The organism is Pseudomonas sp. YuFO8, from assembly GCF_035065025.1.
GTDB classification, from domain to species: domain Bacteria; phylum Pseudomonadota; class Gammaproteobacteria; order Pseudomonadales; family Pseudomonadaceae; genus Aquipseudomonas; species Aquipseudomonas putida_AE.
The window spans coordinates 71241-91052 of record NZ_JAXDEQ010000003.1; the positions used below are offsets into that span (position 1 = coordinate 71241).

Consider the following 19812-nt stretch of genomic DNA (forward strand, 5'->3'; position numbering starts at 1 on the left):
TGCGCGCCCCGGTGCCCTGGGACTGAGTCAATGTTTCCCGGAGAACTGTTAGAAGTTCACCCCGACACTGAGGGCGACAAAGTCGCGATCAGTGGAGGTGTTGAACTCGCCACCAAAGAAGTCGGTGTACGACAGACTGGCGGTGTAGGTGTTGAGGTAATCGGCATCCAGGCCAAGGCTGACGGCCTTGCGCCCCTCCTCGAAGTTGCCGCCGGGACCGGGCGAGTAGCCGTTGACGTCATGGGACCAGGCAACGCTCGGCTTGAGGTTGATACCGGCAAATACGTTGGTGTAATCGAGGATTGCACGGCCGCGATAGCCCCAGGAGGTGGCGGTGGTGAAACCGTCGTTGTTGCAGTTTTTGTCGACGTTTTTACCGTTGGCGCCCACTGCTCCCGCGTTGATGGCCTGGCAGGTATCGGCGGGCAAGGCGCCCGGGCCGAACACCGCATCGCGCCCGTAACGTGCCTGGGATTTACTCTCCAGGCCGCCCACATGGGTCACCCCGACTTCACCGACCACCGTCAGACGCTCGGCGCCCAGGACCTGGTCGAAGAAGTGCACGAAGGTGCTTTGCAACTGGCTAATTTCCTTGCGCTCATAGCCATGGACGGTGCTACCCGGAATGGATGCCGGATCGCCCCCAAGGACCGAAAAGTTGGAGAAGCTGGAGAACGGCCCGCCAAACTGCGCCAGGCCACGCACGCCGCTGTATAGGACATCCGTGGTATTGAGTTGCACCGGGGCATTGGGACGATAGCTGATCTCGCCGGTCCAGGAAGTACCGGTGGGCAACGTGGTCGCGAAGCTCAAGCCGTACAGGCGAATATCTTCCGGGTACTCGATGAAATACTGACTGCCGGCCGCCACATTGGCGATCGCCACACCCTGGCGCGCTGCGCCGGGCACGGTGGGAGACGAAGCACCGGCCAGGATACCCGCCGATTCGCGATAGGTGGCCTGGTTCGCCACCTCGGCGCTGAATATCGGTGCACGGGAATGGTAGTTCATGAAATAGCCACCGAATTCGGTATTCAGTGAATCGACCATCCAGCGTAGTGCCAGGCCGTACTGGCCACTGTCGCGCGCATCGCGGTCGCCACTGCGCGGCACGATCACCCCTTCCGACGTGGTTTGGTAACCGAACGCAGGACCAAAGGGCGCGAGGCCAGGCGACAGCACCGCCAGGTTGCGATTGCAACCGTCCGCCACCACGTCCGGCTGGGAGAAGAACGTGCCGCAGTTGTCGACCACGGTCTGGTCCCATTCCAGCTGGTAAAACGCTTCGGCGGAGATGTTGTCGGTCAGGCTCTGGGAAATGGTGAACATGTTCACCGGGATCAGGCCTTCCTTGACTTCCGCGCCGGGGCGGCGGAAAGCCGAGACATCGATCGGGTTGATCGCGTTGATGCCGTTCTGGATGAAGGTGCTTCACCCCAGCTGACGACTTGCTTGCCCAGGCGCACCGAACCCGGCGCGTCAGCGATGCTGTAGTTGTGGTAGACGAAGGCATCGAGCAATTGCGAACCGGCGGATTTGGCGCCCTCCTTGCGTCCGTTGTCGCTGATGTCCTTGAACGGACGGCTTTCATCCTTGAGTTCGAAGTCGTACCAGTATTTGCCCCGCACGAACACACCGGAGTCGCCGTATTTGAGCTCCAGGTCGTGAATGCCCTTGAAAATCTTCGAGAAGGTTTCGCCTTTCTTGAAGTTCAGGTGGCTGTCATCGGTGGTTTGCGCCAGGCCATCGCCGCCGTTGTTCGAACCGATGAAATCCTTGTCCGCTCCGCGCACCGACCAGCTGGCGCCCACCGACAGGGAGGTGTCGAACGTACCTTCGATTTCGCCGATATTGAAGCTGGCTGCCTGGGCCTGGGCCGCGCAGCCAAGGGCGATGGCTACAGCAAGCCCCGTGAGCTTGAATTCTGCGCGCGTTATTGTTTTTTTCATGCGGCTCCCCTGTTGGGTTTTTGTTGGTCGCCGCAGCTAATCAGTTCTCCCCGCCCGAACGTAAGCGACGAAAGAGTGATTCAAAAACTCATACCTGCCCGGCCTTTTCGACGCCCCCCAAACGGGGGAGATTTCCCGCCGCCTCAGTGCGTTAGCGTGTTCCAAGAGCAATCTTTCTTGCTCGGCCGATGACTTGCGGCGAGCTGCGGCGCAAGTCCGGGCCCACTTACGTTGTCGAGGAAAGTTGAAATGCAAACAATAAGAACCTGGCTCAAAGCCGGAGCTTTCTCCCTCACTGCCCTGTCCACCGCGGCGATGGCGGCAGTTCCTGCCGAAGAGGCTGCACAACTGGGCACAAAACTCACGCCCATGGGCGCAGAGAAAGCCGGCAATGCCAACGGCAGCATTCCAGCCTGGACCGGTGGCCTGCCGGCAACCGCCGCCCCGGTGGATGCCAACGGATTCCTCAGCGATCCCTTCGCCTCGGACAAACCTTTGTTCACCATCACCAAGGACAACCTGGCGCAGTACAAGGACAACCTGACGCCGGGCCAGCTGGAAATGTTCAAGCGTTATGGCGACACCTACAAAATGCCGGTCTACCAGACGCGCCGCAGTGCGGCCAACCCGGACTCGGTGTATGCCGCCGTGAAAAAGAACGCCACCACGACGAACCTGATCCAGGGCGGAAACGGCCTGGAAAACTTCGACACGGCGATACCTTTTCCAATCCCGAAGAGCGGTGTGGAGGTGATATGGAACCACATCACGCGCTACCGCGGCGGCAGCTTTCGCCGGGTGATTACCCAGGCCACCCCTCAGGCCAACGGTGCCGGCACCCTGGTGACCTTTGAAGATCAGTTCACCTATCGCACGCAGCTCAAGGACTACGATCCGAAAGAACCGAGCAACGTCATGTTCTACTTCACCCAGAACGTCCTGCAACCGGCACGCATGTCGGGCAATGTGCTGCTGGTGCACGAAACCATCGACCAGGTCAAAGAACCTCGCCTGGCCTGGATGTACAACGCCGGTCAACGCCGCGTGCGCCGGGCCCCGCAGGTTGCCTACGATGGACCGGGACTGGCCACCGATGGCCTGCGTACCTCCGACAACTACGACATGTACAACGGCTCGCCCGATCGCTACGACTGGAAACTGGTGGGCAAGAAGGAAATCTACATGCCGTACAACAGCTACAAACTGGCCTCCACCAAGCTCAAATATGACGACATTCTCAAGCCAGGCCATATCGACCAGAACCTGACGCGCTACGAGTTGCACCGCGTCTGGGAAGTCGAAGCGACCCTCAAGCCCGGCCAGCGTCATATCTATGCCAAGCGCCACTTCTTCATCGATGAGGACACCTGGCAAGCCGCCGAAGTTGATCACTATGATGGCCGCGGCCAACTGTGGCGCGTAGCCGAAGCCCATGCCATGCAACTGTACGATCACCAAGTTCCCTTCTATGCACTGGAGACCCTGTATGACCTGCAGTCGGGCCGCTACCTGGCCCTGGGCATGACCAACCAGGAGAAACGCTTCTACGATTTCGACTTCCAGGCCAGCAAGGCCGATTACTCCACCGCCGCCTTGCGTAACGCTGGCGTACGCTGAAGCGCAACCGTTCGCCGAATACCCGGCACCAGGCCACCCCTAGCGGTGGCCTTTTTTCGTATCCGGCCCAAACTGAGGTGCCCTGCGCCGCGTCGTGCGCCCAACCCGGTTTCCCGGTGTGCATGCCTATACTGTCGAAGGGTCATTCCCAGGTACGCCCTCCTCCAAGAAAAATACGGGTCAGTATGTCAGCCATAACGACAATGCCACTGTTGGCGACCAAGCTCATTCCTCCGCGCCGCGGCCGTGGAACCTTGCCCAGGCCGCGTCTGGAGCAACTGATCGAACAGATTGCCCACGCCACCCTGACGGTGCTCAAGGCCCCGCCCGGATTCGGCAAGAGCACCCTCGCCAGCGCCTGGGCACAGGCGGCGTTGGCCCGTGGCGCGCGGGTCGCCTGGCTAACGCTCGATGAAACCGATGCCACGCCCGAGCGCCTGCTGTTGCATGTGGCTGCGGCGGTCCAACGGGGTTTCAAGGACGATCTGGAACAAGACCTGATCAAGGACCTGCTCCTGCTACCCGGCGACCAGCTGGGGATCTTGCTGCTCAACGAACTGGAGCGCAGTTCGCAGAGCAGTTTCCTGTTTATCGACGACTACCACAGCGTGCCGCCGCAGGTCCTGATCAGCGCCTTCGACAAGATCATTCGCTATGCCCCGGATAACCTGCACCTGGTGTTTTGTGGGCGCAGCGACTTGCCACCCGCCTTGTACGCGCACCTCTATAGCGACGCCTGCCTTGAAATAGACGTCGGCCAGCTGCGTTTCGATCTCGATGAAACACGCGACCTGCTGCTGCGTTCGGGCCTGGAAGCCGTCGATGCTGGCGAAGTATTGGACCTGCACAAGGCCACGGAAGGCTGGATCGCAGCGTTGCGCGCCAGCCTGCTGTCCCTGCGCCAACAACCTGCGGGCAGTTTTCGGTTGCCCAAGAGCATTTCCGGGCTGCTCGATGAATTGCTCGAACGCCTGCCGCCTGAACTGGCCGGGCAACTGCCACACCTGGCCAGCGTGGAACGCTTCAATGCAACGCTGGCGCAAGCCCTGACGGGCCATACCGACGGGCATGCCCTGATCGAAGACATCGAACGCCTGCAGCTGTTTCTTACCGGGCTGGACGATAGCGGCGAATGGTTCAGCTTCCACCCGTTGTTTCGCGAACACCTGCGTCGCCGGTTGCAAGCCTGGGAACTCAACACGGCGCTGCGTTGCGCCGCGCATTGGTTCGCCGCAGAGCAACTCTGGACCGACGCCGTGCGGTGCGCATTGGCTGCCGGCGACAACGAAAGCGCCCAGGAATGGATCACGCATTGCGCCATCATGCTGGTCGAAAGGGCCGACTTCATCATCCTGCTGGACTGGCAACGCCAGTTGCAGGACCACCTGTTGCAAAGTCCGCCGCAGTTGAAACTGGCGCTGGCCTGGGCGTCCGGCCTGGCGATGACGCGCAGCAACTCTCGCCAGTTACTCGACGAGGTCAAGGCCGAATGGACCGAACTGCAGCGCTTCAATGAACAGGATGACCTCTATTGGGAATGCCAGGCCCTGCACGCCATGTTGCTGGCACTGGACGATCAGGCGGAAATTGCCGGGCGCCTGGCCGAACAGTGCCTGCCACATCTCAAGGAGCACCCCTGGATCTGCAATACCCTGCAATGCGTGGTCGGTTATGGTCATCTGGGGGCCTGCCGCTGGGAGGCGTTCTACAGTGTGCCGCCGACGATCTGCGCACCACTGGAGCGCAGCCGCTACCTGGCCAACCAGGTCTATCGGCTGACGCTGATGGGGCTTGGCGAGATCTTGCAAGGACGCTTTTCCCAAGCCGCGGCCATCCTTGAGGAGGCACTGCGTTGCAGCTCCCGGGAGGGCAGCGAGCAGACCCAGGCGCCGGTCCTGCGGGCAATGCCCGCCAGCTTCCTGGCCAATGTTCGATACATGCAAGGGCGCCTGGATGAAGCCGCCCGGCTCAGCCTGGAAAACATCGAGATCGCAAAACTGGGGGGCTTTCTTGATTGCGCCGCCAGCGTGTTTGTCACCGCCAGTGGTTTGAGCAGCAACCGTGGCAGCCTGCAAGGTGCGCGCAGTTTTCTCGAAGATGGCGAGCGGCTGGCGCACACCCGCGAGTGGCCGCGCATGCATGCGCAGCTGTTGCTGGAGCGCACGCGCATCAGTTTGCTTGAACACAAACATCACGAGGCGCTGGCCTGTGCCCAGCAACTCGAGGCATTGCAGCTCGGGCATCCGCCGCCAGCCAGCGACAGTTTTGATGAGTACCAGTGCCTCGCCAGCCTTGCCAGCCTGTGGTGCGAGGCCGCCGGTCTATCACGCCAGGCCGATCTGGCCAAGGCCGAGCACCTCGGCCAACTGGCGATGCAGCACAATCATCGATTGATGCAGATCCGCCTGGCTGCCAGTCGTGCTCTGGTGAGTTGGCAACGCCAGCAGCCGGACAGTGCGGTGAGGTCCTTGCTGGAGGCCTGCAGTCTGGTCGAAGCCACGGGCGCCAGGCAATTGCTCGCGGATCTGCCATCCTGCGAGCGCTTGCAGCAGCTTGCAGCCTATGCGCTGCAGCAAGACATCAGCCTGAGCGAGCAAGCGCAATTGCAGCAGTTATTGCCGGGCGCGGTCAGCGCGACGCAACTGGCCAGCCAGCTACGCACGGCAATCAGCCTGACCAGCAAGGAACGCAATGTGTTGAAGCTGGTGGCCGAGGGCAAGTCAAACAAGGAGATGGCGAAACTGCTCGGCATCACGCCCGAGACCATCAAGAGCCATATGAAAAACATCTTCGCCAAGCTCAACGTCGACAGCCGCGCCCAGGCTGCCGTGGCGGCCAAGGCGAGCGGCTTTATCTAGTACCCCGCCTGTGCTCAGCAGTAGCGCAAGGCTTCACATGGGAAACAACAAGTCCTTCGATGAAAGCAGCAGATCTCGCACTGGTTGCGCTGCCAATTCGGCCAATCACAGGCACACGGTCGATCTCAACTAATTCCGATCTGGCAAGCAAGACAGCGCCGGAGCATTGGTCATCATTCACCTGAGTCCTGACCGCTAGGCTCGTTGTCCCAACATGCTAAGAAACTGTCCCGCTGCGCTCATAGCCTCGTGCCCGGGATATCTACGATAGGACCACTACCTCCGCCCCATCAGCGGGGGCCAGTTACCTATAACGGGCGCATATCTTGCGCACCGCCGTACAAGCACGGATTGGAGACAACAATGACAAAAATCGCCGAAATCCAGGACACCCCTTCACCAGCCTCTCCCTCGGCACCGAACATCATCCGGTCGTCGGTGCGACAGCATTCGATCAAGGTGGAGCTATGCACGCCCGCCATCGGCGCCGAGCTCAGCAACGTCAGCCTTGTCGACGCCGCTCAGGACCCCGAACTGATCGCGCAAATCCGGGAGCTGTGGCTCAAGCACAAAGTGCTGTTCTTCCGCGACCAGAACATCACTCCAATGGAGCAACAGCATTTCGCCGCGCAATTCAGCGAACTGGAAGCCCATCCCCTTGCGCCGAGCCATCCGGAGGCGGACAAGCTGCTGATGCTGTACCGCAACCTCGATCCGAACAAGCCTAAAAACTATGTCGAAAAGGCCAGCCGCGAGAACCTCTGGCATGCCGATGTCACTTACAAGAAGGCGCCGCCCCGCGGCGCGGTGTTGCGCTGCGAACTGGGTCCGGAAACCGGCGGAGACACTCTGTTTTCCAACATGGTGATGGCCTACGACAATCTGCCCGACACCATCAAGCAACGGATCGAGGGCTTGTATGCCAAGCACGGCGCCGAGCAGACCTTTGGCGCCCAGTTGCCACGCGAAGAACGTCACGCGATGGCCCTGAAGAGTCCCGGCGCTGAACACCCGGTTGTGCTGACCCATCCCGAGACGGGTGAAAAGGTGTTGTTCGTCAACTCGGCGTTCACCACCCATTTCTCGAATTTCTTCAACTTCGACGACATCCGTTACGGCCAGGACTTCATGCCCGAGGCTCATCATCTGATGAACTACCTGATCTCCCAGGCCGCCATTCCTGAATATCAGGTTCGCCTGAAATGGCGCACCAACACCGTTGCCATGTGGGACAACCTGCAAGTCCAGCACTACGCGGTGGCTGACTACGGCAATGCACCACGCAAGATGCTGCGCGCGACCCTGGCGGGCACCCCGCTGACCTGACCCTGACTGCCTGACAGGCTGCCAGAACACCCGACCCTCCGTGAGGGTCGGGCGATCCCGGCCGCCGAAAAATTCCCGATCACAACAACAATCAACGGAGATACCTATGCTCTACGAACACGTCGACACCGCCGTCATCGATGGCGAATCCCTGCCCTGGATTCCGTTTACCCCGTATGCGGAAAACGTATTGCTCAAGTACTTCAAGCTCGACCCGATCCGCGGCGAATGGATCGTCATGATGAAGGCGCCGATCGACATGCAGCTGCCCAAGCATCACCACACGGGCACGGTGATGGTCTACACCTTCGAAGGCCAGTGGAAATACAAGGAACATGACTGGGTCGCAGGTCCGGGCAGCATCGTCTACGAGACGGCCGGGTCGACTCACACACCGGAAGTCGTCAGCACCGGCAATGGCGACGGCTATGTGCTGACCCTGGTCCAGGTCAATGGCGATCTTGCGTTTGTCGATGACAACGACAACATCGTCGCGCTGGAAAACTGGAAGTCCGGGCTCAAGCGTTATCTCGACTATTGCGAGCTGCATGACATCGAGCCGAAAGATCTCACGGCATTCAACTGATCCGGTTCCAGCAACGCTCCCGGCACGCCCCGATTCACGGGGCAGCCGGGTCGGTTACCTGAGCGCCAACATCCAGGGGAGGAAAACAGGCTGTCCCGGTTCGCGGTCTTGACGTGGAATCTGACAGAGAACCCTGTCCGCTCCCCGATCTCAGACTCATGAACGGAGCGATGCCATGCATGGCTTGATGATGCACAAGCAGCTGTTGATTTCCTCTCTGATAGAACACGCCGACCGCCATCATGGCGATACACCGATTGTGTCCCGCAGGGTGGAGGGCGATATCCATCGCTACACCTTCCGTGACTGCCACCGTCGCGCGCGCCAGATGGCCAGCGCCCTGACCGGCCTGGGCGTGCAGCCGGCCGACCGCATCGGAACGCTTGCCTGGAACGGCTATCGTCACCTGGAGTTGTACTACGGCATCAGCGGCATGGGTGCCATCGTGCATACCATCAACCCGCGCCTGCATGAAGACCAGGTGACCTACATCGCCAATCATGCCGAAGACCAATACATCTTCTTCGACATGACCTTCCTGCCGTTGATCAAGCTCATCGCTGGCCGCTGCCATACGGTCAAGGCGTTCATCGCCATGACCGATCAGGCCCACATGCCAACGGACGCCGGTATCGACAACCTGCTGTGCTATGAAGATCTGCTGCAACAGGGCGCCTGCGACTATGCCTGGCCGGATCTCGACGAGGAAGCCGCCTGTACGCTCTGCTACACCTCCGGCACCACGGGCAACCCGAAAGGCGTCCTGTACAGTCATCGCTCATCGCTATTGCACAGCTATGCCGCCGCACTGCCGGATGCCCTGAACTGCTCGGCGCGGGACGTCATCCTGCCGGTTGTGCCCATGTTCCATGTCAATGCCTGGGGGCTCCCGTACATCGCGTGCATGGTCGGCGCCAAGCTGGTATTTCCCGGACCTGCGCTGGACGGCCAATCGCTGTTCGACCTGCTGGAAGCGGAGCAGGTGACCCTCTCCGCCGGCGTACCGACAGTCTGGCAAGGGTTGCTGGGGCATCTGGAGCAAACCGACAAGTCTTTCTCCAGCATGAAACGCACCATTATTGGCGGTGCAGCCTGCCCCACGGCCATGCTGCACAGGTTTCAGGAGACCTTCGGCGTGGCGGTGTTGCACGTCTGGGGGATGACGGAGTTGAGCCCGATCGGAACCATCGGCACCCTCAAGGCCAGGCACCTGGTCATGTCCGCGGCCGAGCGTAATGCCGTGCAGTCCAAACAAGGCCGCGCAGTGTTTGGCGTCGACATGAAGATCGTCGGTACGGACGGCGTGGAACTGCCTTGGGACGGCGCGACGTCGGGTGACCTGATGGTGCGTGGCCCCTGGGTGGTACGCGACTATTTCAGAAACGAAGGTGAGTGCTCGCCGCTTCTCGAGCACGCCGGCCAGACATGGTTCCCGACCGGCGATGTGGCGACCATCGATGGCGATGGCTTCATGCAGATCACCGATCGCAGCAAGGATGTGATTAAGTCGGGTGGCGAGTGGATAGGCTCCATCGACCTCGAGAACATTGCGCTGAGCCATCCGTCAGTCGCCCAGGCGGCCTGCATCGCGGCCAAACATGCGAAGTGGGATGAGCGGCCGTTGCTGGTCATCGTCAGGAAAGCGCAGGCAGCCCTGACGCGGGATGAACTGCTGGCCTTTTATGAAGGCAAGATTGCCAAGTGGTGGACGCCGGATGATGTGGTCTTCGTCGATACGATTCCACTGGGTGCTACGGGCAAGGTCTTGAAGAACCGTCTGCGCGAGCAGTTCGGCGATCATCTGCTGGTCAAGGTTGTCAGCTGAGTAGCCAGGTAAAAATCCAGCCCTGTCCATGTGCAAAGGCAGGGCGGACGTTACGGCAGATGCCGCTAGCGTTCGCCCTGCCTTTTGCGTTGACGCCATGAAGTGGCTTAGCGTGCCGCTGGCTCACAGGACATCGACTGCTCGAGAAACTCCAGCAGCAATTCGTTGACCTGGGCGGGGCTTTCCTCTGCGGCGCTATGGCCTACACCGGGTAGCAGCACCTTTTTGCGCAGCGCGGGCAGGTAGGCGTCCATCTGCTCGTAGAGGCCGCGGATTTCAACCGGCTCCAGGGAAGGGTCGGCAGCACCACCGATGAACAGGCTCGGCTGGCTGACCTTCGCGCCGTCGAGAAACGCGGTGATTTCCCAGTTGCGGTCACGACAGCGGTAATAGTTGAGGGCTCCGGTAAAGCCCGTGCGTGTGTACTCGGCGACGTAGTAGTCCAGCGACCGCGGGCTCAACCAGGACGGAAACTCCCCCTTCGGCTCGGTGAAGGCATTGAGAATGGGTTCACCGGCCTCGACGAACAGACGCCAGCGTTCGGCGCCGACGGCGCTGCCGGAGATCGAATAGAAGACGCTGCTCAAGGTCTTGCGCGGATCATGGGCCAACTCGCGATCCGGCTTGTCGAGCTGTTGGAAATACAGGTGGTGGTAGACCCTTCCTTTCGCCATGGCCTGCAAACCCACGGTCGGCTTGACCTTGCCGCGCGGTGGCACCGGCGTATTGAGCATCACCAGGCCACGGAACAGATCCGGTCGCAACAGGGCCGACGCTTGAGCCACCCAGGCCCCCAGGTCGTGCCCAATGATGACCGCGGACGTTTCGCCCAGGGCCGCCATCAAGCCCACCATGTCGCCGACGGCCTGGCTCATGTCATAGGCTTCGATGGCATCGGGTCGGTCCGACTGCCCGAACCCGCGTTGATCGGGCACGACAACCCGAAAGCCGGCCTCGGCCAAAGCCACGATCTGGCGCCGCCACATGTACCAGAGGTAGGGGAAACCATGCAGCAGGATGACGAGCGGGCCCTGGCCCTCGTCGATGTAATGCATGCGGATGCCGTTGACTTCGGCAAAGCAGTGATTGAATGCATCAGGATCGTCGGCATCCGCAGGCGCCATTGCAGCGAGCGGCTGACCGATACGCATTGAAGTGCGCGTATCCATTTTCTACCTCCATCTTATCAATTGTGGGCCTGAAGGTAGCGCCGTGTGGGTGCTCTGCACTGAGCTTCCCGGGACACAATCTTGTGAAACTGGGACAGCGCCAACACCTGCAGCGCGGCGCCTTACGCCATCGTTCCAGGCTCTTCGACTGTGTCCCAGTATGCTAAGAAATTATCCCGCCATGCCCATGCCACCGGGCCCATGCTCCCTAAAATGGATCCGCGCTACCTGCTCTGCATCACGCCAGACCAGGGTTGAAGATCGCTGGCGCCAGCAGTTCCGCCACAAGCGCCCTCTTCCCGCGCAAAACACCTTCGATGAAAAAAGCAACGCCGCCATCGGCCGAGGGAGATCCTGCACATGCCCAAGCTTGTTCGCGCCGCCGTCTTGACCAAATACCTGGAAGTCACCCAGGACCTCGGATTCAACCCGTGCGACATCATGACCGTCGTCGGGCTGAGCAAGGCTCAACTGCGAGTCCCGGAAAACCGTATACCCATCGATTCCGCCGTGCGCCTGCTGGAAGATTCTGCCGTCGCCAGTGGTTGCCAGACCCTCGGCCTGCGCATGGCCGAGTCGCGTCAGCTTTCAGACTTCGGCGCGGTCAGCCTGCTGCTCAGCCAGCAACGCACCCTGCGTGAGGCCTTTCAGGTAATGGAGCACTATCGTCATCTGATGAATGACTCCCTGGGGATCTTCGTTGAAGAAGCCGGCCGGATGGTGATCATTCGTGCCGAGATGGTCACCGAATCGCTGCTGCCCAGCCGCCAGGCCTCGGAACTGGTCATCGGTGTGCTGTTCGGCCTGTGCTCGACACTGCTCGGCGCGCAGTGGCGCCCGTACAGCGTCAACTTCATGCACCAGCCGCCAGAGAACCTGCATCTGCATCGGCGCCTGTTCGGCTGCAACCTGGAGTTTGGCAGCGATTTCAACGGCATCGTCTGCTCCGATGCCAGTCTGGACATGGTCAACGCCAATGCCGACCCGGCCATGGCAAGTTATGCCAGACACTACATCGACTCGCTGCAAAGCGATGTAAACACTTCGTTGCTGTTCGAAGTGCGCAAGGCAATCTACCTGCTGTTGCCCATGGGCCGCGCCACGATCGAACAGATCGCGCTGTCACAGGGCATGAACGTGCGCACCTTTCAACGCCGCCTGCAAGACGACGGCTGTGCCTTCAACGACCTGATCAACGAGGTGCGCCGTGACCTGGCGCTCCGTTATCTGGAAAACCCGAACCACTCGATGAGTAGCATCGCCGACATGTTCGGCTTCTCCATGGCCAGCTCCTTCACCCGCTGGTTCATCAACCAGTTCGGCATGCCGCCAGCGGCGTGGCGTCGCGCGCAGAAACAAGCGGTCGCTCCCTGACAGGGAGCGCTGTTCCCGCCTTTCAACGCACACAAAAAAAACGGCGACTGCTGGTACAGTCGCCGCGAAAACCGGTGCTTGTCACACCGGTGGTGAGCCTCACTGTAACGAGGAGCCAGCCCAGTGAAGCCCTGCCATAAACCTGTGTGAAGCCTGTTTTCAGGAACCCCAGTGCAGTAACAGAAGCACCAGCACCACGAGAAACACCGTTTCCCCGACCATCAGCAGGATCGGCTTGATCCCAACCGCTGCTAGTTCCTTGAGCCGGGTTTTCATGCCCAGGGCACTGATGGAAATCACCAGGCACCAGCGCGAGAACTCATTGACCCCGCCCTGCACCGCCGGCGCGATCCAGACGGTGCTGTTGATGCAGGCCAGCATCAGTGATAACCCGTGAGCAATCATTGGATAGACGATCATCGCCAGGGTCGACAACGCCGACACGCCAATCACCGTGAAACAGGGTCGCACTCTCTTTCTGCGGATGGTTAGGCAACGCCGCGGCCAGGGCCAAGGCTGCCGATGCACCGCAGATGGCGGTGGCGCCACCGGTAAGCATGCCGAACAAAGCCGAGCAGCCTGGCGGCGATCACCGAGACGCCGATGGTCACCACCACCAGGATCACCACCAGCGCCATCGGCTTCCAGCCCAACGCCGCCATTTGTTCCAGTGTGATACGCATGCCCAGTAGCGCCACGCCGATGCGCAGCACCATACGCGCGGTAAACTCGACACCGGCCTTGCACGAGCCTTCGTCCGCCAGAAAGTTCAGCGCCATGCCCAGCAACAAGGCGAACAGCATGAGCGGCGCACCATAGTGCTCGGACAAAAACGAAGCGGCAGCCGCCACGATCAGGCTGACGATAAAACCCGGTGCCAATTCGCGCACGCGGGTATGGGCTTGGGTGAGAGCAATGGCGCTCATGGCATGGACTCCTCGCAAATCAGCATCTGCTCCAGCTTGCGCTTGCCGATCAGGTTCCAGGGGCGATCGAAAAACACATCAACACTTGAAAAACGACTCACAACTTCACCTCTAACGCGGCGTCACTGACAGGGGCTGCGACGCTGTCACCCGTTAAACGGGCAATATCTTTGTGGTAGTGACACTTGGCGTAAAAGAACACCGCCGCGGCCGCGAGGCTGACCAGTGGCACCAGTTGAAACGCGGCATGCAGGCCGATCAGGTCGGAAACCCGGCCGGTAATGAATGGCCCCGGGGCCAGGCCGAGCAGGTTGTTGGCCAGGGTCAACGTGGCAAACGCCGTGCCGTGTACCGAGTAATGGGTCAGGTTGGCGACCATCGCGCCAGCCGGGCCCGTGGTCCCGGTGGCAATCAGCATGCCGAGGCAAATCAACAGCAATTGCACGGGCCCCGCCTGCAGCGCGAACGCCGCCGACAAGAGCAGGCAACTGCCCAGGCAGAAGGCGATGGCCAGGCTGACCTTGCGCTCCGGTGAGTTGCGACACAGCCGATCGCTGAGCATGCCGCACAGAATCATCCCCACACCGCTGCACAGCACAATGAGCGCTGCCAGGCCGCCGGCCTTGTCCGTCGGCATGTCGTAGTAGCGGTTCAGGTAGCTGGGAATCCACACCATCACCGTGCCGCCGACAAACAACTGCAAACCACTGCCGAAATAGGTCGCCACCACCGAACGGCTGGACCACAGGGTACGCAACGGGCGCTGGACCTGCGCGCCCTGGTTCAGGGCCCGCGCCGCACGTTGCGGCGCAATGCGCGCTTCCTTGACGATGATTGGATACAGTACCGCCAGGCACAGGCCGAACAACGCCATGCCGGCAAATGACCAGCGCCAGCCCAGCTTGGCGGCGATCGCGCCGCCCAGGGCCATGCCCAGTACAGCGCCGAACAAGCCGCCGGCCATGAACGCGCTGGCCAGGGTGGCGCGCATGTGTTTTGGGAATACCGAAATCACCACCGCGATGCCCACGCTGCCGTAGGCGGCTTCGCCGACGCCGACCATGAACCGGGCGATGAACATCTGCGGGTAGTCCTGCGCCAAGGCGCAGCCCAAAGTGGCCAGGCTCCACAGTAGCGCCATCAGCGCCAGGCTCTTGACCCGGCCGAAACGGTCGGCCATCAGCGACAGCGGGAACGTCAGCAGGCCGACCATCAGGGCGACAATGCCACTGAGCAGGCCGAGCTGGCCGTCACTCAGTGCCCACTCGCTCTTGAGCAGCGGGAACACCGCATTGAGCACTTGGCGCGACATGTAATCGGAAATCAACAGGCCGAAGGTCAGTGCAAAGACAATCCAGGCATATCTACGCGCAACGTTGACGCAACCAGCGTCGTCATCGTCGGCGATTGGGTGAAAGGCCATGCAGCCTCCTCATGGGTTTTATTGTTGTTATAAAGCGGATGGCCAATACGGCTCTGCCTCCACTATTATCAGTGACCTGAAGGTAGCTCTGGCGGGGCGTCCTGCACTAAGCTTCGCAGGACACATTCTTGTGAAATTGGGACAGCCCAGCATGTACACCCTGACCCGCAGTGCCAGCCTGACCCACTATGAGCAAGTGGCCCGCTCCGTAGGGCTCGACCCGTTTCGCATGCTGCGCCTGGCCAAGCTGCCGGCCAGTACCCTGGCCGATCCGAACATCATGATCAGCAGCGATTCGGTCGGCTGGCTGCTGGAAGAGTCGGCGCGCCTGTCTGGCCATGAGGCGTTCGGGCTGTTGCTGGCGCAATCGAGGCAGCTGTCCAACTTCGGCATGCTGGCGCTGCTCATTCGCGAAGAGCCGACCCTGCGCGCAGCCTTGCTGTCCTGCGCGCGTTACGCCCGGTTGCATAACGCCGGCGTGGAGCTGCGGCTTGAAGATGTCGGGGACCTGGTCCTGTTGCATATGGGTGTGAACATGCAGGGTCATCATGGCGTTTGGCGCCAGGCGATCGAACAGGCGACGGGGATTATCGTGCGCACCTTGAACAATCTCAGCGGCCAGACTTTCCGGCCAGTCAGGGTCAGCTTTACCCACGAGCGACCCGCCAGCCTGGAAGTCCATCACCGCGTGCTGGGCACGGCGATCGAGTTTTCCCAGGAGTTCAATGCCATCGTTTGCCGCGCCCGCGATCTCGACGCGGCCATTCCCGCGGCAGACCCGACGCTGCATCGCGAAGTGAAGCGATCCCTGGACCTGCTGTTGGCCAACCTGCGCGACGAGCCGGCGCAGCAGGTGCGCCAGGTGGTCAAGATGTTGTTGCCGGGCGGGCTGTGTTCCGTCGATGGCGTTGCCCAGCACCTCGGCGTGCATCGACGCACGCTGAACCGGCACCTCGCGGAGGAAGGGCAAAGCGTCACCACCATCATCAATGCCGTGCGTTCCGAACTCGCCGAAGAGTACCTGGCCAACAGCAAGCGCCGGTTATATGAGGTCGCCGAGCTGCTTGGTTTTTCCTCTGCCGGTGACTTTTCCCGCTGGTTCCGTGGCCAGTTTGGCCAGACGCCATCGAGTTGGGTCACAGCCTACCGAGAGAGCCAGGTGACACCCGGGTCACTCACCTGAGTAAGTGGAACGGGCGGTCCCAAGGGAGCGCGCCCGCGAGCGGACCGACTTTGTCCCAATACGCTAAGAAAACGTCCTGAAATGCACAGGATTGCCCGTGCCTGCCAACTAGGATAGGCGCGCGGCATCGCTGTCGGCTCCTGCCGCAGACTCCCGCGGATTCACCTGTCCCACACCGCCGCAGCCAAAAAACTGGATCAACAATAACAAGCGCCGCCGTCACTCAAGGCATGGCTTTCACCTGTCACGCCCACGGCCCGGCCATAGACCAAGTAAATGGAGACGCAATGCGAGTCGAACAACTGACCTGCGCCATCGGCGCGGAACTGCTCGATGTGAACCTGGGCGACGCAGTGCGCGATGACGACCTGTTCAACGAAATTTACGCCGCACTGCTCAAACACAAGGTGCTGTTCCTGCGTGACCAGGATCTGGACAAACTTTCCCGTCGCGATCACGAGGCTTTTTCCCTGCGCATGGGGCAGCTCGAAACCCACCCGATGCTGCCCAGCCATCCCGAAGCGCCCGGCCTCGTGCAAATCTACAAGACCCCCGAGAACCCGGCGGACCGCTATGAAAATGCCTGGCACTGCGATGCCACCTGGCGTGAATCACCGCCGATGGGCGCGGTGCTGCGTTGCATCGAATGCCCTACGGTCGGCGGTGACACCATGTGGGCCAACATGGTGCTGGCCTATGACAAGCTGCCGGCGGACGTGAAACAGGAAATTGGCAACCTGATCGCCAGCCATAGCTTCAACGCCTCCTTCGCCGCCGCCATGCCCAGGGAAAAGCGCCTGGCGATGAAGGCGCAGTACCCGGATTCTGAACATCCGGTCGTGCGCACCCACCCGGAAACCGGCGAGAAGGTGCTGTTCGTCAATGCCTACGCCACACACTTCGTCAATTACCACCGCGATGGCCGTGTCCGTTTCGGCCAGGATTACAACCAGGCCGGCGTCGACCTGCTCAAGTACCTGATCAGCCAGGCCTACAATCCCGAGTATCAGGTGCGCTGGCGTTGGAAGAAAAACAGCGTGGCGATTTGGGATAACCGCTGCACCCAACACTACGCCGTGATGGACTATCCGCCTTGCCATCGCAAGATGGAGCGCGCGGCTATTATCGGTGACAAACCCTACTGATCAGTCAACCGGTTCAGACCCCAGAGACGCTGCTGAGCGTCTCCTTTGGGTCGTTCTTTACCATTGGACGAAACGGCCAATAGCTGCCCGTCACCCAAACCGCTGTTACGGCGTTTTTCCGGGAGTTCGACCCCGTTTGCGCCCAACAAAAAAGGCCTACGCCATCAAGCGTAAGCCTTTGATATATATGGTGCCCGAAGCCGGAATCGAACCGGCACGCCCTTACGAGCGGGGGATTTTAAGTCCCTATTTGTTCCTTCCAGCACTGTCCGCCAGTGTCTCCCTGTATAAAAAAATACCCTTGTGAATCAATGAATCCGGCCTATCCTTAGTGTGTGTCTGGTTCTCTATGTCTACTCGTGTCTGGCGTCTAACAGACACGGTATAGACACGGGAAGCCATGGGACTGAGGAGGAATGATCATGTCAAACCTGACTGATCGGACGGTTCAGAAAGCAATCCGCGACGCCAAAGCGGCCGGCGCGGATGTGTGGGTGACGGATGCCGCGAAGTCGCGTGGCGTTGGCAGGCTGCGCGTACGTGCGAATGCGAACGGGCGAGCTGCCTTCTATTTCAGGTACACCAGCCCGGACGGGAAACAGGCCCAGCTTCCGCTTGGAATTTATGACAGCGATGGCAAAGCCGGCCTTGCGCTCAGGGATGCCACGGCACGGGCCGGCGAGTTGTCACGGTTGTATCAGGATGGCCACCGCGACCTGCATGCGTATCTGGCGCATCAGGAGGCCGAGCAGGCAGCTGCCATCAAGGCAGCCCGGCACGCTCGCGAGGAGGCGGAACGGCAGGCTGCCAGCGGATCACTCGAAGCGTTGTGCAATGGCTATGTCGCGCATTTGGAACGGTTGGGCAAGACCAGCGCTGGGGCAGTGCGAAGTCTGTTCAGGAAAAACGTGATCGTTGCATTCCCACACCTGGCCGCCACCCGTGCGCGGCACATCACTCATAAGGATGTGAACCTTGTGTTGTCTACGCTGATCGTCGGCAGTAAGGGGCGCACCGCTGGCAAATTGAGAAGCTACTTGCGCGCTGCCTACACCCTCGCACTCGATGCTGAATATGACCCAACCGTCCATCCTGACCTGCACGGATTCAATCTGGAAGCTAACCCGGTCGCGGCCATACCGGCCAAGGCGTTCAAGCGCTATAACCGGGCGTTGAAGCGGACGCTCAATGAGAGCGAGCTTCGCGCCTTTATGCTTGCGCTGGACCAGCAGCAGAGTTTATACAGCGATATCGTTACCTTGGCGCTGTTCCTTGGCGGGCAAAGGCTCGCCCAACTGCTGCGCCTGCGGCCAGCTGACGTGGACCCTGATGGTCGCACCATCGTTTTGCTCGATCCCAAGGGTAAAAGGCAAACGCCTTATGTGCATGTGGTGCCACTGAATGAAAAAGCCTTTGGTATCGTCAAGAGGATGCTAGCGACCAATGGTAGCAAGGCGTTCCTGTTCGCCTTGCACGAGGTCGCTGTGCGCCCTGAAAAACTCAGTGCAGTGGTGGCTGAAATCAGCACCGCCATGGTAAAGGACAAAACCGCGCGCGAACCCTTCCAACTGCGCGACATTCGCCGGACCTGCGAAACCATGCTGGCCGGAATGGGCATAAGCAGAGACGTGCGCGCTCAATTATTGAGCCACGGCTTCGCAGGGATTCAAAGCGAACACTACGACATGCACGAATACCTGGACGAGAAACGCGTCGCGTTGAACGCCTGGGCGGCGAAGCTCGACGAAATCGCCACTGGTAAGGCCCGCTCAAACGTCGTGCCACTGCTGCACGCGGATGCGTGAACCATGCCTATCAAGGGAACGATCCAAGTCCAGCTAAGCCAATCGCAAGCGGCAGAGGCGTCGCGCTGGTTGGTCGATGACTACGCACCAGTTATGCCGCCCTACCACATGAGCCATGATTGGGAAGATACACAGCGGCAGCTGGCAGCCCAACTCGGCCAGATCTTGCACAAGGCCGCAGCGCGGAAACGCAGTAGCACCACGTTGAACTTGGGGATACGAAGTGAGCTGGTGCGCTGGTTCGCCAGTTTCACCCGCGACGGCGGTTGGTACGAGTTTGGTGAACGGCTCCCTTGGCGGCATGCGCCGAAAGACGAACTCTTTCCAGGCCAGCCGGCGCCCGACCAAATTCAAGCCATCGCCGCCCTCTTCCTGCACGCTGCCAGCAGGCGTAGAGGCCGGCCGCTGCTGACATTGTTGGACACTGTGCATCAAGAGGAGCGCGGCGCGAAGGCTGGAGCGGACCCGCGTGTGTTGCGCCGGTTGCACAACCAAACGAAGCCTGAGCGTGAATGGACGAAAGAGGAAACCGACGCAGCCGGTCCCGAGCCCGAATCCTAGAAAATTCTCCGGATTTTTTGTCCTCTCTTGCTGCTGCGGATCGGGGATAGGGTTTACCTAAATTC

12 protein-coding genes and 2 pseudogenes are annotated in these 19812 nt (G+C 60.6%); 10 read left to right on the plus strand and 4 right to left on the minus strand.

Annotated features, from left to right (window positions below; genetic code table 11):
- Nucleotides 1–48: 48 nt before the first annotated feature.
- Nucleotides 49–1949 (minus strand): annotated as a pseudogene (locus SOP95_RS03805) (DUF1302 domain-containing protein).
- 249 nt (nt 1950–2198) lie between these two features.
- Between SOP95_RS03805 and SOP95_RS03810 the strand changes: the two are divergent.
- From SOP95_RS03810 to SOP95_RS03830, 5 genes are all read left to right on the plus strand, one after another.
- Nucleotides 2199–3566: a DUF1329 domain-containing protein gene (locus tag SOP95_RS03810; RefSeq protein WP_323606202.1), complete on the plus strand. Its 1368-nt coding sequence runs from the start codon at nt 2199–2201 to the stop codon at nt 3564–3566.
- A 254-nt stretch (nt 3567–3820) separates the two neighbouring features.
- The gene (locus SOP95_RS03815) at nt 3821–6424 is read left to right on the plus strand and encodes a LuxR C-terminal-related transcriptional regulator (protein ID WP_323606204.1); all 2604 of its coding nucleotides are present in this window, start codon (nt 3821–3823) and stop codon (nt 6422–6424) included.
- Between the two features lie 453 nt (nt 6425–6877).
- Nucleotides 6878–7750, plus strand: a complete 873-nt coding sequence (locus SOP95_RS03820) for a TauD/TfdA dioxygenase family protein (protein ID WP_323606429.1) — start codon at nt 6878–6880, stop codon at nt 7748–7750.
- A gap of 106 nt (nt 7751–7856) precedes the next feature.
- The gene (locus SOP95_RS03825) at nt 7857–8336 is read left to right on the plus strand and encodes a 2,4'-dihydroxyacetophenone dioxygenase family protein (protein WP_323606206.1); all 480 of its coding nucleotides are present in this window, start codon (nt 7857–7859) and stop codon (nt 8334–8336) included.
- A gap of 175 nt (nt 8337–8511) precedes the next feature.
- Nucleotides 8512–10161 (plus strand): 3-(methylthio)propionyl-CoA ligase, encoded by a 1650-nt coding sequence (locus SOP95_RS03830; RefSeq protein WP_323606208.1) that lies wholly within the window; start codon nt 8512–8514, stop codon nt 10159–10161.
- 107 nt (nt 10162–10268) lie between these two features.
- Here SOP95_RS03830 and SOP95_RS03835 read toward each other — a convergent pair whose 3' ends face one another.
- On the minus strand, nt 10269–11330 hold the full coding sequence (locus SOP95_RS03835; protein ID WP_274075976.1) for an alpha/beta fold hydrolase: 1062 nt from the start codon (nt 11328–11330) through the stop codon (nt 10269–10271).
- A gap of 360 nt (nt 11331–11690) precedes the next feature.
- On the opposite strand from SOP95_RS03835, the gene SOP95_RS03840 reads away from it, so the two are divergent.
- Nucleotides 11691–12704, plus strand: a complete 1014-nt coding sequence (locus SOP95_RS03840; RefSeq protein WP_274075975.1) for an AraC family transcriptional regulator — start codon at nt 11691–11693, stop codon at nt 12702–12704.
- A gap of 159 nt (nt 12705–12863) precedes the next feature.
- Here the strand turns inward: SOP95_RS03840 and SOP95_RS03845 are convergent.
- Together SOP95_RS03845 and SOP95_RS03850 are read right to left on the minus strand one after the other, a co-directional pair.
- Nucleotides 12864–13630: pseudogene (locus SOP95_RS03845) on the minus strand (putative sulfate exporter family transporter).
- Nucleotides 13631–13727: 97 nt separating this feature from the next.
- Entirely contained in the window at nt 13728–15053 is a 1326-nt protein-coding gene (locus tag SOP95_RS03850; RefSeq protein WP_274075974.1) for an MFS transporter, read from the minus strand.
- Between the two features lie 151 nt (nt 15054–15204).
- On the opposite strand from SOP95_RS03850, the gene SOP95_RS03855 reads away from it, so the two are divergent.
- From SOP95_RS03855 to SOP95_RS03870, 4 genes are all read left to right on the plus strand, one after another.
- Nucleotides 15205–16236: an AraC family transcriptional regulator gene (locus tag SOP95_RS03855; RefSeq protein ID WP_323606209.1), complete on the plus strand. Its 1032-nt coding sequence runs from the start codon at nt 15205–15207 to the stop codon at nt 16234–16236.
- 287 nt (nt 16237–16523) lie between these two features.
- Nucleotides 16524–17381 carry a TauD/TfdA dioxygenase family protein gene (locus SOP95_RS03860; RefSeq protein ID WP_323606210.1) on the plus strand — a complete coding sequence of 286 codons (858 nt, stop codon included), beginning with the start codon at nt 16524–16526 and terminating at the stop codon, nt 17379–17381.
- A gap of 422 nt (nt 17382–17803) precedes the next feature.
- Nucleotides 17804–19186 (plus strand): tyrosine-type recombinase/integrase, encoded by a 1383-nt coding sequence (locus tag SOP95_RS03865; protein ID WP_323606211.1) that lies wholly within the window; start codon nt 17804–17806, stop codon nt 19184–19186.
- 3 nt (nt 19187–19189) lie between these two features.
- A complete protein-coding gene (locus tag SOP95_RS03870; protein ID WP_323606212.1) occupies nt 19190–19747 on the plus strand; it encodes a hypothetical protein in 558 nt (185 codons plus the stop codon).
- The last annotated feature ends 65 nt before the right edge of the window (nt 19748–19812 follow it).